Below are 14,399 nucleotides of genomic sequence, written 5' to 3' on the forward strand. Positions count from 1 at the left end.
GCGCGTGCCCCAGGGGGCAGGGGCACGCGCCCCGGTTCGGGGGGAGGAACGCTTCTAGAGGTTGCCGAAGGTGTCGTAGCGGGTGTGCTCCGGCGGGACCCCGTCCTCGGCGAGGACCCGCAGGGTGGCCCGGACCATGCGGGCGGAACCGGAGACGTAGCAGTCGTGCGCCGTCCACGGGCCGTACCGGCTGACCACGTCGGAGACGTCCCCCAGCTCGCCGTCGAAGTCGGGGTCCTCGCTGCACGCCGGAGTGACCGACAGCCACGGGTGGGCGGCCACCAGCTCCTGGAGCCCCGGCAGGCCGTACAGGTCCGCCGCCGTACGGGCGCCGTAGAAGACGTGCACCCAGCGGGTCCGGTTGTAGCTGGCCAGCTCCTCCACCAGCGCCTTGATCGGGGCCAGCCCGACGCCACCCGCCACGCAGAGGACGTCCCGCTCCGAGGAACGGTCCAGCGTCATCGAGCCCATCGGCGCCGCCACCCGCAGCAGGTCGCCGGGCTTCACCCGGCGGACCAGCGCCCCGGACACCCAGCCGGCGCCTTCGGGCGTACGGACGTGGAACTCCAGCAGGTTGTCGTCGTTCGGGGCGTTCGCCACCGAGTAGGTGCGCCAGACCCGGGGAAGGTGGCGGGGCACCTCCACGCTCACGTACTGGCCGGCCTGCCACGACAGCGGGTGCTGCAACGCCCGGCAGGTCAGCACCGCCGTGTCCCTGCCGTACCGCTCGTGGGTCAGCACCTCCGCGTGCCAGAACGGCGGGTTGCCGTCGGCCGCCGCACCGGCCAGCATCTTCTCCGAGATCGCCGCGTACGCGTCCCGCCACGCCTGGTCGTACTCGAGGTTCCAGCCGTCGCCGGCGACGCTGCGCAGCGCGTCCAGCAGCGCGACGCCCATGGTCTCGTAGTGCGCCGCGTCGACGTGGTACTTCCGGTGGTCCCGCCCCAGCGAGCGCAGGTACTCGTCGAAGCTCTCCGGGTCGCCCACCGTCTGGGCGGCGGTGACGATCGCCTCCAGGATCCGGTCGCCCTGCCCGGTCATCTCCACCGGGAAGAGCTTGCGCAGCTCGGGGTCGAGGAGGAAGAGCCGGGCGTAGAAGTGACCGCTCAGCCGCTCCCGGTGCTCCTCGACCAGGGTCCAGCTCTCCTTCAGCAGCCTTGCGAAGTCGTCCACGGGGCGCGCTCCTTCTCCTGACGGCGGATCGGGCACCCATAGAATGTCCACGGAGCGTGCCGACCGGTCGCACAGAATGTGCGATCGGCTCGTGAGGCTCGTTCGGGCGGTGCCGGCGACCGTCGCCGTCGGGCAGAGTGGTGCGGTGACCGTTGAGCTGGAACGCCCGGCGACCCGCCGGATGCTCGGCACCGAGACACTGCTCGTGCTCGGCCTCTCGCTCGGCCAGTCCGCCGTCTACGCGGCGGTGTCGATCGTGGCGAAGCTGACCGCCGACGGGCCGCTGTCGAAGCAGACCGCCGCGCTCAACACCTCGGCGTCACCCCGGCCGTGGCTGGACCTGACGTACCAGCTGCTCGGCATCGTCTTCGCGCTGCTGCCGGTGCTGCTCGCCGTACACCTGCTGGCGCGGGACCCCGGCGACCCGGCACGGGAGCTCGGCCTGGACGCCCGGCGGCCCGGTCAGGACCTGGCCCGCGGCGCCGGCCTGGCCGCGCTGATCGGCCTGCCCGGCCTGGCGCTGTTCTGGGCGGCGGCCCAGCTCGGCGTCAACGCCACGCTGGTGCCGGCCGCGCTGCCCGAGCTCTGGTGGACGGTGCCGGTGCTGATCCTCGCCGCCGTGCAGAACTCGGTGCTGGAGGAGGTGATCGTCGTCGGCTACCTGGTCACCCGGCTGCGCCAGCTCCAGTGGCGGATTGGCGCGATCGTCGCCACGAGCGCCCTGCTGCGCGGCTCCTACCACCTCTACCAGGGCTTCGGCGCCTTCCTCGGCAACGTGGTGATGGGCGTCGTGTTCAGCCTCTTCTACCTGCGCACCCGCCGGGTCATGCCGCTGGTCGTCGCGCACACGCTGCTCGACCTCGTCGCCTTCGTCGGCTACGCCCTGCTGCCGAAGGAGTGGTTCGACTGGCTGTGAGCCGAGTGGTCCGCCCCGAGGACTCCCCGGCCGCCGGTCCCGCCCAGCCGGTCGCTCCCGGTCAGTCAGTCGCTCCCGCTCAGTCGGTCGTCGGTCCCGCCCCGCCGGTCGCTCCCGCTCGGTCGGTCGGCGGCCGCCGGTAGGCGGCGACCGCGCGGGCGGCGAGTCGCTCGGCCGCCGCCGCGTCCCCGGCCGCCGCCACGAGGACCGCCGCGCCCGGCAGCAGCCGGGACGCCAGCCGCAGCGCCAGCCACCCGCCCGCCTGCGCGACCAGCGGCGCCGCCAGCCGCCACGCGGCCTCGGCCGCCCGCGGCCAGCCCGCCGCGTCGGGCTCCTCCGCCGACCGGGCCGCCACCAACGCGGCACGCGCGCTCTCCGCGTCCGGGTGCACGCGGGTCAGCACCAGCAGCTCCACCGCCCGGTCCGGATGGGCCGGGTCCCGGCCGTACGCCGCCGCCAGGTGCAGCACCAGGTTGGCCTGCGCCCACAGCACCGCCGCCAACTCGGCCACCGGCGCGAAGAGCCCCGCCAGCGCGGCGGTCGCCCCGCCCGCCCCGGCCTGCCGGACGAACCGCCGGGTCGCGAGCCGCGCCAACCCGTCGGCACCCGCGTCGGGGTACGCGTCGCGGAGCCGCTGCGCCCAGTCGCGGGCGCGCGGCCCGATCGCCTCGACGGCGGCCAGGGCCAGCAGCTCCGGCGCGAACGCGGGATGCTCCAGCAATCGTGCGGCCGTCAGCCGAAGGACCGTTTCCGGCGTACGCGCCAGCGGAGCGCCCGCCGCCTCGGCACCGGTGCCGGTGTCGAGGGGTGCGGCCTGGTTCGGGGCTTGGACCGGGGCCGGGGCCGGGGCCGGGGTGGCCTTCTTCGCGGGCGCCTCCTTCCGGCCGGTAGTGGTCCTCCCTGCGGGCGCGGTCCTCGCTGCGGGCGTGGCCTTTCGGGCGGGCTCGGTCCTGGCGGCCGGGGCGGCCTTCTTCGCGACCGCCCGCTTCCCGGGGCCCTTGCGGACGGGGGTGGCGTCCCCGCCGGAGCTTCCGGTGTCCGGGGAGGGCCGGCCCTTGGTCGCCTTCCGTGTGGCGGGGGCCTTCCGCGCGGCGGCGCTCCCTCCGGAGGTCTCCGTGTCCGGGGCGGGCGGGCCCCCAGCGGTGGCGGACGCCGGCAGGTCCCCGGCGGCGGCTGGCGCGCGGCCCTCGGTGTGCGGCACGTCACGTCCGCCGGTCCCGTCCGGCTGCCCGGGCCGCTTCGGCGGCCCCGGTTCGGCCGCGCGGTCGGCCTGGCGGGGCAGCGGCGAATCGGCCGCGGGCGGTTGGAAGAGCACCGCAGGCGCCGGCCTCGCCCGCCGGGGTCGCTTCCCGGCATCCTCCGGCTCGGCCGGCTCCGGTGGCGTGGGAGGCGGGCTGAAGGTCGCCTTCGGGGAGCGCCGGCGCGCTCCCTCAGCAGGCTCTCGGCGGGTCGGCTCGCGCGGCGGCTGCTCCTGCATATCGATGGAGCGTAGTCCTGATCACGCCGGCGCACAGCAGAGAAAGGCGAGGCCGGGGCGAGTCCGCGCCCTCTCCGAGACAGCTCGGCGCGCGGGTGCCCAACGCGGGGCCCGGTCGCTCCCGACCAGACGGTGGGGCGGACCCGGGGAAGTCGCTTTGCTCCCGATGGGTGAGGCCCTGTATCCTCGGGCGCGGTGGTCTGCAGGGCCACCAGGGAGACTTCGCCTAGTCTGGTCTATGGCGCCGCACTGCTAATGCGGTTGGGGTCTTAAAGCCCCTCCCGGGTTCGAATCCCGGAGTCTCCGCGCGAAAGCCGGGTGTGTAGACTGGCCAAGCACCGAGCGCCCGTAGCTCAATGGATAGAGCATCTGACTACGGATCAGAAGGTTAGGGGTTCGAGTCCCTTCGGGCGCACAGCAGGTCAGGGGCCGTTTCGGGAAACCGAGACGGCCCCTTTCCCGTGCCGTACAGCAGTGAAGTACAGCAGCAGTCACGCCGACTCCACGCTGCCCATTCGCTCACCCAGGCGCTTCAGCGCCGCGCGGGTCTGCTTCGAACTGACCCGCGTGTAGATCTCCATCGTGACCTTGAAATCCGCGTGCCGAAGGATCTGCATCGCCACCCGAGGGTGCACGTCGAGATCGGCCAGGATGCTGGCACAGGTGCGCCGGGCACCGTGAGGAGTGATCCGCCGCAGACCGTAGCGATGCACCCGCGCTTCCCACGCCCTGTTGAAGTTCCGTGGCTCGATCGGCGTGCCGTAACGGGTCGTGAAGACCAGCGGCGACTTCTGCCACACCTCACCGGCTGCCTTCCGCTCCGCGCTTTGCTCAGCGCGCCGAATCGCGAGGGCGGTCCGACAGATGTCGGGCAACGGCAGCGGGGCGTCAGACTCCTCCGTCTTGGTCTCGCGGCGCAGGAGCTGCCCGCCGATGCGTTGGAGTTGCCAGGCCACCCGCAGTTCGCCGGACGCCTCATCGATGTCGTCCCAGGACATGCCGAGCAGTTCCCCGCGGCGCAGACCGAGCACGAGGATAAGCACCCAGGCGGCGTACATCGGATCCTTGTCGGCCCGCGCCGCTTCCAGAAACCGTCGTGCCTCATCGCTGTCCCAGGCCGTGCCCGGCTTCTTTCGGGCCGTTCGCAGCTTGACCAGAGCTGCCACGTTCCGGGTTACCAGTTCCTCTGTCACGGCCTGTGAGAGCGCAGCGCGCAGGGTCGCCCGGAGCCCCTTGACCGCACTGTCTGACGGGACGGCGTTGCAGCACGTGCCGAGGGCGCAGCAGCGCTGCTTGCCCGTGGGACGGGCCGCGTCCTTGCCCTGAGCGCAACACTGGCACGTCCGAGCGACCTTGTTAATCCAGGTCTGCACGTCCTTGACCTGTAGCCGGTCGAGCCGCTTGGCACCGATGCCCGGCACGATGTAGAGCCGGGTGAAGCCCTCATACGAGACGTAGGTTGCCGGGGCGAGGTTCGGCTTGACGATCTCTTCCAACCAGTACGTCAGGTAGCTCGCGAGGGTCGGAACGCGGGTCGCCACCGGGCCGGCCTTGGCCTGCTGGTGCAGCTTCAGCCACTTGTCGTGCACGATCTCGCGAGTCTGCCCGTAGACGTACTTGCGATCACGCTTGCCGTCAGGCTTGTTGACCCAGACGTACGCGGCGTAGCCGTTGCGATAGGGAAAGATCGATCCCTCACCATTGGCGCGAGTTCGGCCGGGCATCAGGCCGCCTCCTGCCGCTCGACCTGGTCGCGGATGTACTCATCCACCCACTCAGGCAGGATGCGGCGGTACTTGCCATCCTTCACCGAGCGCAGCTCGCCGGTCGCAATTTTCATCTTCACCTTCGACAGGCCGAAGCCGAGTAGCGCGGCGACATCGGCAGGGGAGTACCACTTCGGGGCAAGGAGCTGAGAACGGTTGCTCATGTCGTCCTCTCAGTTGAGCGAGCTGGTAGGCGGAAACGGTGAACCGGGCGACGCTCTGTCTCTGGCGGCTAGGAGTGCGGCTTTCCACTGCGCTCTCTGTGAGAGGGCGCGCAGGAGTCGGTGTTGCAGGGGTGGGATGTCGGGGTCGTCGGGGCGGGCGAGTTCCCAGGCGTAGGCGGGCGCGTCGTCCTGGTCGACGGTCTCGGCGTTGTCGGCGCTGGTGCTGACGCCGAGGAGTTTGCGGACCCAGGCGCGGGCGTCGGCGCGGTGGTCGGCGAGCGTCTTTCCGGACCAGTCGCGCGAGACGAGGATGCGGCGCCCGCCGATGCCGAGGGTGGCCCGTTGGTGGACCTTGCCCTTGCAGCGCCCCGCTTGCAGGCGGCCGTGGGCTTTCTTGGGTTGGACGCCGTAGAGAAGCCAGTTGGCGCACCGCTCGTTGCACGGCGTGAGTCGGAGGTGGTGCCAGAGTCGGTCGAGGTGGTCACGCTGCCGGTCCGTCTCTGCCTTGTGGCAGTCAGCCGCGCTCTTGGTGATGTACTTCGTGATGTAGCCGATGGTCCGGTCAGCGTGCACGGTGCCCGGGGTGACGCCCTCGGCGTGAACCTGCCGGCCGAAGCGGACGACGTGCGCAGGCTGCGCGTCGGGGTCGGCGTCGAGCAGGTCCAGGGCGTCAGCCCACGCGGTGAGCGGCTCCCGGGTGTCGGGGTCTACCCAGGCGTCAGCGTCGTTGTCCCACACCGGCAGCCGATCGAGGGAGTAGACGAGCTCGTCGGCGGGCGGCCACCAGACTTGGTGGTAAGTGGCGGCGGCGACCTGACGCAGCAGGGCGCGGGGGATGGTGCCGCGGATGGCGAAGTGCGCGTGCGGCGCCAAGCGTCGCTGCGGCTCGACGCAGCCGGCGTATTGGACGTTCCAGCCGACGCACCGCCTGAGGTTCTGCCAGAACCGGTCGAGCAGCCGGGCGAAGTGCACCGCATCCCACGCGGCCCGCCGGTAGTCGTACGAGCTGGGGTCAACCGGCGTGCCGTCGGGCAGGACCCGCCCGTAGGAGTCGAGGGTGAGCGACAGCCACATCGACGGCTGGTGTTGGGTGCCGTCGGGGGCGGTGTAGACCTTCCCGACGGTGCGCGGTTCGACCTTCTTGCGGGGCAGGTCGGGGGCGTCCTGGCGCCGTTTGGTGGACCGTTTGCGCCGGCTGCTGTTGGAGTCGTCGTCGTGGGGTGGGGCGACCTGTCCGCGCATCCCTTCGGCGGCGATGGCTTCCTCTACCTCGGCGATGGCCTGATCGATGCCGGGGACCTGGTCGAACTGGGCGGAGCGCTGGGCTTCATCGCGGGCGAATTCCAGGTGTGCCCGCAGCAGCACCAACTCTCGCTGCGCGTCGGTGGCGGGGTTGGCGCCGGTCGGGTTGGGTTCGTCGGTGCGGTGCCAGCCCTCGCGGATCTGGGTTTGCCGTAGCCGGCGGGCACGTTTCGCGCAGGGGGAGCACTTGTCTTCGCGGGTGCTGCCGCAGGGCAGGTCGATGACCTCGGTTTGGCCGGTGTGCAGGTCGGTGCGGCGCAGGGTGACCGGGCGCAGGCACACGCCGTACTCCGCGGCCATCTCCTTCAACACCTGCCGGGACATGGGCAGGGCGAGGCGGGCAGCACGGGTGCCAGGCGCGGGCGGGGCAGCCGCGGCCGGGGTCGGTTCGGTGGCGGTGTCGGGGGTGAGGCCGGGCAGGGTCGGGGCGGTCATCGGGTCACCTCCGGTAGGTCGAACAGGGCGGGTTGGGTGTTACCGATCGGGGTGGTGCGGGTCGGGCCGAGGCGGCCGGCCCAGCGGTGGGCGGCTTGCTGGTGGCGGGTGCAGGCGGTTTCGGCGCGGTAGTGGCCGGTGCCGGGGTGGCCGGATTCGATGAGGGCGGTGGCCCACCTACGGCATCGGGCGCAGTAGGTGGGCCAACCAGCGGTCACCGGGGTCAGTGGCCGCAGCCGGGGCAGTGCAGTCCGGGGCAGCAGCGACCAGACCGGCGCAGGAGTAGGGCGATGACGATGAGGACCAGGACGACGCCCGCGATGGCCGGCACTGCGGAGCGGGCGGCGTCGACGAGCTGCGAGGCGAGGTAGCCGGCAGCGGCGAGAGCGCCAACGGTCGGAACGGCGACGGCGGCGACGAGGTGTCCCCGGCGCAGCCGGCGGACCGCAGCGGGGGCGGGGCCGTTGTTGTCGATGAACCGGACGGTGACCGTGACGCGGGAGTCGCCGGGCATCTGGCGAGGCTTGGTCATGGAGACGAGGCGGCCGGAGTCGCGGACCAGGGCAACGGTTGCGGCGACCTCGGCGGGGGTGCCGACGACGCGGCGGGCGATGACGGTGGGGTCGGCGAGGTTGCGGCGGGCGAGTTGGGTACGGGTGGTCATCGGACAACCTCCGAGGTGAAGACCTGACCGTTGCGGGGGGCCTGGACGACGGACGAGATGAGCGCGGAACGGACCGGAGCCGGGGCCGGCGCGGTGACAGGTGCCGGCGGGACGTAGACGGGCGCCGGGTCGGTGGGCAGGTCGACCGGTTCCAGGTCGGCAGGCTCCTCGACGGCCACTGGCACCGGTTCGGGCTTGGGCTTGGCCTTGGCCGGCTCCCGGGCCGGGCGAGCAGCGGGAGCGGTGAGGACGAGCTTGGACAGGGCGAGGAACGCCAGCGCCGGCACCGACGACAGCAGCCGTGACGAGAAGCTGTCGTTGGCCACGGCGATCTGTGCGGCCAGGGACAGGGCGACCGCGCCGACGAGGATCGACAGCGGGTAGAACACCGAGGCGTTCGGGTCGAGACGGCGACGGCGGCGGATGACCAGCAGAGCGGCGGCCGGGGTGAGCTCGGAGATGACGGCGTTGGACCAGCCGAACCACTCATGCGTTCCGGCGGGGGCGTGGATCATCGTCCAGTCCTTGACGTGGGTGAACGACGCGGCACCAGCCATGCCGCCGACGGCGAGGAGGATCACGACCAGGGCGACGCCTTCAAGCCGGTCGGAGTTGACGAAGCGGCGCATCAGCGCACCTCCCCAGCGACACGCAGCGCGGGGTTCATGTCGCGGTGCAGGTAGTAGGCGGCGAACTCCGCCGACGAGCCGGGAACCGGGCTGAAGCCGTTGCGGCCCTCTTCCTCGATCGCGTTCCAGGCGCAGGGCTCGCACCAGGGGGCGCCATCGTGCCAGTGGGTTGCCGGCCGGGTGCAGTACGAGGTGAGGCAGCGCACCGGCCCCGAGTGCTCCCGCAGCGGCGACTCCCGCACCACCAGCGGCCGGTCGACCCGGACGGGGGCAACTACCGTGGTGGGATCCGGAGCAGCCACGTTGACCGCCGCCGCCGGAATGGGGCGGAACCAGGCGCGCAGGTTGCGGACGTAGACCGCGCCGTAGACGAAGCAGGAGGCCAGGAAGCCCCACTGCTCAGTCACGAGGGAGTACGCCAGCCACAGCACCTGCCCGGCGAGGCCAACAGCCCAGCCGGTCCACGAGCGCTTGCCCGCCAGCCACAGGCCGGTGACGCCAACGGCCATTAGCAGCCAGGACCAGAGTTGGTAGGTCATTGCGGGGCCTCCCAGGTGGCGAAGTCGGCGGGGCGGCAGACGGGGCAGGGGATCTTCCACATGCGATGCGCGGGTGGGGTGCGCTCATGGGTGAGGGGGTCGCGGATCTCGGGGTTCCAGATCTGCACCTCGCCGCGGGAGCGGCAGAGGGAGCAGTCCTCGGGGTTGATGACCAGGTGCAGCAGGCCGGCGGAGGTGACGGCGAAGACGGCGACGGGCTGAGCGAACGGGTGCAGGCGGCGGGCGGTCATGCGGCCCATCCCCAGGCTTCGGCGTCTTCGGCGGCGATCTCGGCGTGCTGGGCGAGCGCGGCGTCGAGGATCGCGGCGGCGTGGGTGTCGGGGGCGCAGTAGGGGCAGGTCTGGTCGGGGTCGGTGTGGTTGAGGTCGAGGCAGGTACGGCGGATCGGGCGCAGGGTGAGGCGACGGGCAGCCATCACAGGACTCCTCGTTTCGGGACGTGCAGGGGGAAGGTCAGCGGTGGGTGGGGGTGACGTGCACGCGGATCCACTCCGGCGGCTCACCGGTGGAGGCGACCGCTTCGGAGAGGCAGCGCCACAGCGCCCACGCCTCCGACGGCGTCAGGTACATGCGGCGCCGGCCGGCACCAACAGCCACGTACAGATCGGCATCCGGGGTGACGCGCACGGTGACCGGCACCGAGGCCTTGTCGACGTGCGGGGCACGCAGCCGGTAGAAGCGCCGCGGCTCCTCGGCGGTGGTGTCGTCGGGTTCGTCCGCGTAGGGCATCCGGACGGGCGTGCCCTCGGGCAGCTCGGTCATCGGGGGTCGCCTCCGTTCGGAGTGGCGTCGAGGTCCAGGGCGTGAAGCAGCGACGGCGGCAGCAGCGGCGCAGCCTGCTTCGGCGGCGTGGGCCGGTAGGTGTGCCGGCCGTTGCCGTTCGACCGGGCCGCCTTGACCGCAGCCGGAGCCGGGGCGGGGGTGTCGACCGGTTCGGGCTGGACCTCGGCAGGTGCGGGGAACGTCGCGGCCATCTCCCGGATCACGTCATCGGAGATGTACGAGAAGCGGACCCGAGCCGGTTCCGGCTGACCGTCAAGCAGGACGTACGCGACACCCTTGGCCGACAGTGGGATTTGATCGGCCAGTGCTCCACGATCGCGGGCGCCGTCGCCGAGGAGCAGGTCGACGTGGCCGCGTTCGGTCACGCCCAGGGCGATGCGGGTGGGGAAGAAGTCCCGGACGGAGACGACTTCCTTGCGGGGATCCTGGGTCGCGGCGACCACCAGCACCCCGAGGCCCGCCCCCTGGGTTAGCAGCAGGCCCAGGGCTTGGGTAATGCGCTGGCGGATGTCGCTGTCGGGGAGGAACGCCAGGAGTGCGGCGATCTCGTCGATGACGATGACGATGAGCGGTTCATCGACGGTCGGGGTGTGCACCCGCACCTTGCCCCGCAGCACCCGTTGACGCGCCCGCATCCTCGTCACGGCGTCATCGAGCATGTCGGCCATGCGGGTCCAGTCGTCATCGACGTAGCGGGAGAACAGCGGCCGACCGATCGACAGCTCCATGCCGCCCTTCGGGTCGATCGCCCACACCCGCACCAGACCCGACCGGATGCCGGCGGCGAGAGCCCGGAGCAGGGACCAGATGACCGAGCCCTTGCCCATCCTCGTCGCGCCGCCGATGAGTACGTGCGTGGCGAGTAGGCGCAGGCAGTACACGGCCAGGTCTTCCCGTAGCCCGAGGGGCAGGGCGGTGAAGTCCGGGCGGGCTGGCACCGGCAGCGGCTTGACGATGCGGGTGAGCGGGTCGCGGCGGATCAGCACCAACCACACGTGCCGGGGCCGGTCGCGGAACCGGATCGCATCGACGCGGCGGATCAGCCAGGCGAGGGAGCCGGAGCGGGTCGGGGGTGCCTGGCGGCGGCCGGAGAAGACGCGGCAGTGCCGGGTGCCGAACGAGTACGCCAGATCCCGCGCCGCCTTGTGGTACGCCTCCGGGTTCTGCCCCCGAGGCATCCGCAGCACGACCTCATCCGTGGCATACGTGCAGCGCACCGACAGCAACTCGGGAAGCTTCTCGCCACCGTCGTACTTCTTCACCAGCCCACACAGGGACATGACCTCGTGCCACTGACGCCGATACACCCACAGGCGCCGCCACCAGGACAACCCCCGCAGCACGATGAGGCGTTCGAAGGACTCCCGAGACCGCCACCACCAGAGGCCAGTCGCGGTGGCGACGGCGATGAGGACCAGGAGGTGAGGCCACCAGCCGTGCGAGCGGTGCACGTCGACGGCGAGCAGGACCAGGGCGACAGCCGGCCAGGCCCGCCAGTGCCGCACCACCGCAACAGCAGCACGCACCATCAGCACGACGAGGCGGACGAGGAGGATGAAGAACGTGACCGTCCAGACCAGGGGCCACGGGGCGGCGACCTGGAGGCGACGGAAGTTGACCAGCGGAGCGCGCATCACGCCACCGCCTTCGACGTGGTGTGCCAGAGCAGAGAAGTTGGCATGATGAACCTGCCCTTCCAGGCCGAGAGGGTTGAGAGGGGCAGCGGGGCGGTCGAGCTTTCCTAGGGCCGAGACCGCCCCGCGCCACATCTAGTAGCCGTGCCTCCTGAGCGCATCGATCGCCGCCTGACGTTCCGCCCAGGTCGACTCACGAAGCGCCGCCTCGAACGCACCCTTGGCCTGGTCGAACTCCGGGCCGTCAATGTCCCTATCGGCAGCGTCGGTCTCCCGCATCCCGAGGGTGATCAGGCGCATCACGCGGTCCTTGCGCACCGGCTGCGCATCGCGCTTCTTCCGGCCGAACATCAGGCGGCCTTCCCGCGCGTCTCCGCCAGGGTCTTCGGCGCCACGATCCCGGTAGCCCGGAACGAGTACGCCAGCCGGCCGTTGGAGCCGACGTACGGGGTCACGGTCAGGTTCTCGAACTCCACCTGCTGGAACGGACCCACCGGCGACACCGGCTGCACATCCGCCAGGATCTTGATCGACACCTCACGCGACCGCGAGCCCAACTCCGGGTCCATGTCCATCACCCGGCACTGCCACACCCGCTGACCCGTCACCTTGTCCTTCGCCGGCGTCCGCTGCCGGGTCGCCTCGTTGAAGTCCTGCGCCTCCGCGATCGAGTCCGGCACGAACACCGCGCCGTGCGGGAAGACAGCTTCGAACGGAACCGTGAACCGAGTACCACCCCTGAGGGCCATGGCGCTCTCCTTCGCAATCGCGACTAACCGGCCATCCGGTCTGTGTGATGCCGGTAACCTAACAACTGGTAGGTCGGCGGGTCAACTGTTATGACAGAACTCCTCGCGCAGGGTCACTGAGCAGGCACGCAAGGGGAGGTCTGTTAGCCCACTGGTAGGCTGACGCGCGGATAGCTGTTGCCTACCTAGCTGGGAGCACCGATGACGCCTCCGCGCAGCCGGCTCGCCCGGACGGAGTCCCTGCACCAGCAGGTCGCACGCAACATCCGGAACGACATCGAGGCCGGTGCTTTGCGCGACGGCGACGTTCTGCCGTCAACCAGGGAGCTCGCTGAGCAGTGGGGTGTCAGCGTCTTCACGATCACCGGGGCGATGAAGCTGCTTGCTGAAGAGGGCCTCGTGGTCAGCAAGTCCCGGTCGAAGAGGGTCGTTAGCGCCCCGAATCAACCGCGCAGGAGCGAGGTTCGGCTTCCCGTCCCACGGGTCATCTTCGTGGGTGGCTACCCCGGTAGTGGGAAGACCGAGCTGGGCCGGATCCTGGCCCGCGAGACCGGGTGGCCGATGCTTGACAAGGACACCCTCACACGTCCGGTGGTCGAGGCGATGCTTGAGGCTGTTGGCCATTCCCCGCACGACCGCGAGTCTGAGACCTACCTGACCAAGGTGCGCCCTCGCGAGTACGAAGCTCTGCGGGCCGCAACGGACGAGAACGTCGAGTGCGGCAACAGCGCGATCGTGACGGCACCGTTCATCCGTGAGTTCAACGACTCCGCCTGGATCGGTCGGACGCGAGCCGCCTACGCCGCGATGAATGCCTTGACGACCTTCGTGTGGGTGTACTGCGACGTCGAGACGATGAACGTGTACATCAGGCGACGCGGCGCGGCACGAGACGCTGCGAAGCTGGCCGACTGGCCTGGGTACCTGACCAAGATTGACGTCGACTTCCGGCCGGAAGTGCCCCACGTCCTGGTCGACAACTGCACGTCCAGCCTTCCTCTTCAGAGCCAGGCGAAGGAGCTGCTGAAGAGTCTGACCGGCGACGAGCAGGCATAGTGCAGGGCGTCATCTTCTACGGACCACCCGCAGCGGGCAAAGACACCGTGACGGGCGCCCTCTGCCAGCTCGACCAGCGATACACGCAGTTTCAGCGACTCAAGGCCGGCTCAGGCAGAACCGCCGGGTACCGCATGACCAGCGAGGAGCACCTCCAAGAATTGCGGGTCGCAGGCGAGGTCATCTGGGAGAACCACCGCTACGGAGCGACCTATGTCGTTGACCGCCCACAACTTCTGGCCCTGCTGGATGGTCGCGTGCCAGTCGTGCACCTGGGCCAGCCGGAGGCAATCGAGGCGGTGAAATCCGCTGTCCCCGCGGCACGCTGGCTTGTCGTCTACCTCTGGTGCCCCCGGCCGGTCGCTGCTACCAGGATCACGGCTCGCGGCACCGGCGACACGGAAGCCCGCCTACGAGCGTGGGACGAAACTGAGCCGATCGACGCTGACCTGACACTCAACACCGGGGCGCTGTCGGCGACGGAAGCAGCGGCAGAGGTGTCGAAGTGCTTGGAAGCCGGAAAGTGGATGGAGTAGGCGGCCAGGTAGGGATCGGTTGAGGCAACCAAGGGGCGTGCGCTGAGCGAGGACAACGCCCCGAGTGGCTGGCCGAATCGCGATGCGCGAGCGCACTCAGCCGGACAGACGCCAGGGCGGATCGGGTTGCGCAGTCCACCGCGGTTGGAAGGTGTCGGGCGGTGGGTGGTGTCGTGTTGGCCTTGGTCGACTCGGAGCTTCCTGTGATCTGTTGCCGAATTGGCCTGTACTAGATCAAGGCGCTCCGCGCGGCGCGGGCCGGGGCGCGGCAACCGGCTCCTGACGGAGCCGCCGCCCCGGCCGCCTACGGCGCCGGGGCGGAAAGTCAGCCGGCCCGCAAACCACGCCCCGCCCCGCGCGTCACCCCTGGGTCCGTAAAGGGACCCGGTGACGAGTCCCGGACTGACCGGGACCATACGACAGCTCTATCTTCCGTGGCTTCGAGCCCTGGTGACGTCTCACCGCGGACCGGTCGACGGTCGGTCGGGCGAGTTGCCGAACGGAATCCATCGGGCCGCTCACGGGTCCGAGGTGGGGAAGGGGTGGAGGTAGGAGG

Annotated in this window: 17 protein-coding genes and 2 tRNA genes; 5 read left to right on the forward strand and 14 right to left on the reverse strand. The window is 70.8% G+C overall.

What is annotated here, in order from left to right:
- Positions 1-54 precede the first annotated feature (54 nt).
- Entirely contained in the window at positions 55-1,173 is a 1,119-nt protein-coding gene (locus ACSNN9_RS24155; protein WP_436675521.1) for a globin domain-containing protein, read from the reverse strand.
- A gap of 145 nt (positions 1,174-1,318) precedes the next feature.
- Between ACSNN9_RS24155 and ACSNN9_RS24160 the strand changes: the two genes are divergently transcribed.
- Positions 1,319-2,089: a CPBP family intramembrane glutamic endopeptidase gene (locus ACSNN9_RS24160; RefSeq protein WP_436675522.1), complete on the forward strand. Its 771-nt coding sequence runs from the start codon at positions 1,319-1,321 to the stop codon at positions 2,087-2,089.
- Between the two features lie 79 nt (positions 2,090-2,168).
- On the opposite strand, the gene ACSNN9_RS24165 is transcribed toward ACSNN9_RS24160, so the two are convergent.
- Positions 2,169-2,810: a hypothetical protein gene (locus tag ACSNN9_RS24165; RefSeq protein WP_436675523.1), complete on the reverse strand. Its 642-nt coding sequence runs from the start codon at positions 2,808-2,810 to the stop codon at positions 2,169-2,171.
- Between the two features lie 971 nt (positions 2,811-3,781).
- On the opposite strand from ACSNN9_RS24165, the gene ACSNN9_RS24170 reads away from it, so the two are divergent.
- A tRNA-Ser gene (locus ACSNN9_RS24170) sits at positions 3,782-3,872 on the forward strand.
- 36 nt (positions 3,873-3,908) lie between these two features.
- Positions 3,909-3,981: transfer RNA gene (locus tag ACSNN9_RS24175), tRNA-Arg, on the forward strand.
- A 76-nt stretch (positions 3,982-4,057) separates the two neighbouring features.
- Here the strand turns inward: ACSNN9_RS24175 and ACSNN9_RS24180 are convergent.
- From ACSNN9_RS24180 to ACSNN9_RS24235, 12 genes are all read right to left on the reverse strand, one after another.
- Positions 4,058-5,290 (reverse strand): tyrosine-type recombinase/integrase, encoded by a 1,233-nt coding sequence (locus ACSNN9_RS24180; protein ID WP_436675524.1) that lies wholly within the window; start codon positions 5,288-5,290, stop codon positions 4,058-4,060.
- Positions 5,290-5,496 carry an excisionase family DNA-binding protein gene (locus ACSNN9_RS24185; protein WP_436675525.1) on the reverse strand — a complete coding sequence of 69 codons (207 nt, stop codon included), beginning with the start codon at positions 5,494-5,496 and terminating at the stop codon, positions 5,290-5,292. The genes ACSNN9_RS24180 and ACSNN9_RS24185 overlap by 1 nt, the downstream gene beginning before the upstream one ends.
- A gap of 9 nt (positions 5,497-5,505) precedes the next feature.
- Complete coding sequence (locus ACSNN9_RS24190; RefSeq protein WP_436675526.1) at positions 5,506-7,233, reverse strand: replication initiator; 1,728 nt, start codon at positions 7,231-7,233, stop codon at positions 5,506-5,508.
- 223 nt (positions 7,234-7,456) lie between these two features.
- A complete protein-coding gene (locus ACSNN9_RS24195; RefSeq protein ID WP_436675527.1) occupies positions 7,457-7,897 on the reverse strand; it encodes a hypothetical protein in 441 nt (146 codons plus the stop codon).
- Positions 7,894-8,526, reverse strand: a complete 633-nt coding sequence (locus ACSNN9_RS24200; protein ID WP_436675528.1) for a hypothetical protein — start codon at positions 8,524-8,526, stop codon at positions 7,894-7,896. Before ACSNN9_RS24200 ends, ACSNN9_RS24195 begins: the two co-directional genes overlap by 4 nt.
- Positions 8,526-9,065 carry a hypothetical protein gene (locus ACSNN9_RS24205; protein ID WP_436675529.1) on the reverse strand — a complete coding sequence of 180 codons (540 nt, stop codon included), beginning with the start codon at positions 9,063-9,065 and terminating at the stop codon, positions 8,526-8,528. Before ACSNN9_RS24205 ends, ACSNN9_RS24200 begins: the two co-directional genes overlap by 1 nt.
- Complete coding sequence (locus ACSNN9_RS24210; RefSeq protein ID WP_436675530.1) at positions 9,062-9,316, reverse strand: hypothetical protein; 255 nt, start codon at positions 9,314-9,316, stop codon at positions 9,062-9,064. The genes ACSNN9_RS24205 and ACSNN9_RS24210 overlap by 4 nt, the downstream gene beginning before the upstream one ends.
- Positions 9,313-9,501 (reverse strand): hypothetical protein, encoded by a 189-nt coding sequence (locus tag ACSNN9_RS24215; RefSeq protein WP_436675531.1) that lies wholly within the window; start codon positions 9,499-9,501, stop codon positions 9,313-9,315. Before ACSNN9_RS24215 ends, ACSNN9_RS24210 begins: the two co-directional genes overlap by 4 nt.
- Before the next feature lie 37 nt (positions 9,502-9,538).
- Entirely contained in the window at positions 9,539-9,847 is a 309-nt protein-coding gene (locus ACSNN9_RS24220) for a spread protein (RefSeq protein ID WP_436675532.1), read from the reverse strand.
- Positions 9,844-11,637 (reverse strand): FtsK/SpoIIIE domain-containing protein, encoded by a 1,794-nt coding sequence (locus ACSNN9_RS24225; protein WP_436675533.1) that lies wholly within the window; start codon positions 11,635-11,637, stop codon positions 9,844-9,846. Before ACSNN9_RS24225 ends, ACSNN9_RS24220 begins: the two co-directional genes overlap by 4 nt.
- Positions 11,638-11,853, reverse strand: a complete 216-nt coding sequence (locus tag ACSNN9_RS24230; protein WP_132238517.1) for a hypothetical protein — start codon at positions 11,851-11,853, stop codon at positions 11,638-11,640.
- Entirely contained in the window at positions 11,853-12,251 is a 399-nt protein-coding gene (locus ACSNN9_RS24235) for a transcriptional regulator (RefSeq protein WP_151457232.1), read from the reverse strand. Before ACSNN9_RS24235 ends, ACSNN9_RS24230 begins: the two co-directional genes overlap by 1 nt.
- A 201-nt stretch (positions 12,252-12,452) precedes the next feature.
- Here ACSNN9_RS24235 and ACSNN9_RS24240 point away from each other — a divergent pair, with 201 nt between their 5' ends.
- Together ACSNN9_RS24240 and ACSNN9_RS24245 are read left to right on the forward strand one after the other, a co-directional pair.
- On the forward strand, positions 12,453-13,307 hold the full coding sequence (locus tag ACSNN9_RS24240; protein WP_436675534.1) for a GntR family transcriptional regulator: 855 nt from the start codon (positions 12,453-12,455) through the stop codon (positions 13,305-13,307).
- Positions 13,307-13,843: a kinase gene (locus tag ACSNN9_RS24245; protein WP_436675535.1), complete on the forward strand. Its 537-nt coding sequence runs from the start codon at positions 13,307-13,309 to the stop codon at positions 13,841-13,843. Before ACSNN9_RS24240 ends, ACSNN9_RS24245 begins: the two co-directional genes overlap by 1 nt.
- The last annotated feature ends 556 nt before the right edge of the window (positions 13,844-14,399 follow it).

The sequence above is a fragment of the Micromonospora sp. URMC 107 genome, assembly GCF_051386315.1.
In the GTDB taxonomy this organism is placed as follows: Bacteria; Actinomycetota; Actinomycetes; order Mycobacteriales; family Micromonosporaceae; genus Micromonospora.

Coding starts and splice junctions, on each gene's coding strand:
- ACSNN9_RS24180 (WP_436675524.1), bottom strand. CDS start 5,290: ATGCCCGGCCGAACTCGCGCCAATGGTGAGGGATCGATCTTTCCCTAT.
- ACSNN9_RS24185 (WP_436675525.1), bottom strand. CDS start 5,496: ATGAGCAACCGTTCTCAGCTCCTTGCCCCGAAGTGGTACTCCCCTGCC.
- ACSNN9_RS24190 (WP_436675526.1), bottom strand. CDS start 7,233: ATGACCGCCCCGACCCTGCCCGGCCTCACCCCCGACACCGCCACCGAA.
- ACSNN9_RS24195 (WP_436675527.1), bottom strand. CDS start 7,897: ATGACCACCCGTACCCAACTCGCCCGCCGCAACCTCGCCGACCCCACC.
- ACSNN9_RS24200 (WP_436675528.1), bottom strand. CDS start 8,526: ATGCGCCGCTTCGTCAACTCCGACCGGCTTGAAGGCGTCGCCCTGGTC.
- ACSNN9_RS24205 (WP_436675529.1), bottom strand. CDS start 9,065: ATGACCTACCAACTCTGGTCCTGGCTGCTAATGGCCGTTGGCGTCACC.
- ACSNN9_RS24210 (WP_436675530.1), bottom strand. CDS start 9,316: ATGACCGCCCGCCGCCTGCACCCGTTCGCTCAGCCCGTCGCCGTCTTC.
- ACSNN9_RS24215 (WP_436675531.1), bottom strand. CDS start 9,501: ATGGCTGCCCGTCGCCTCACCCTGCGCCCGATCCGCCGTACCTGCCTC.
- ACSNN9_RS24220 (WP_436675532.1), bottom strand. CDS start 9,847: ATGACCGAGCTGCCCGAGGGCACGCCCGTCCGGATGCCCTACGCGGAC.
- ACSNN9_RS24225 (WP_436675533.1), bottom strand. CDS start 11,637: ATGTGGCGCGGGGCGGTCTCGGCCCTAGGAAAGCTCGACCGCCCCGCT.
- ACSNN9_RS24230 (WP_132238517.1), bottom strand. CDS start 11,853: ATGTTCGGCCGGAAGAAGCGCGATGCGCAGCCGGTGCGCAAGGACCGC.
- ACSNN9_RS24235 (WP_151457232.1), bottom strand. CDS start 12,251: ATGGCCCTCAGGGGTGGTACTCGGTTCACGGTTCCGTTCGAAGCTGTC.
- ACSNN9_RS24240 (WP_436675534.1), top strand. CDS start 12,453: ATGACGCCTCCGCGCAGCCGGCTCGCCCGGACGGAGTCCCTGCACCAG.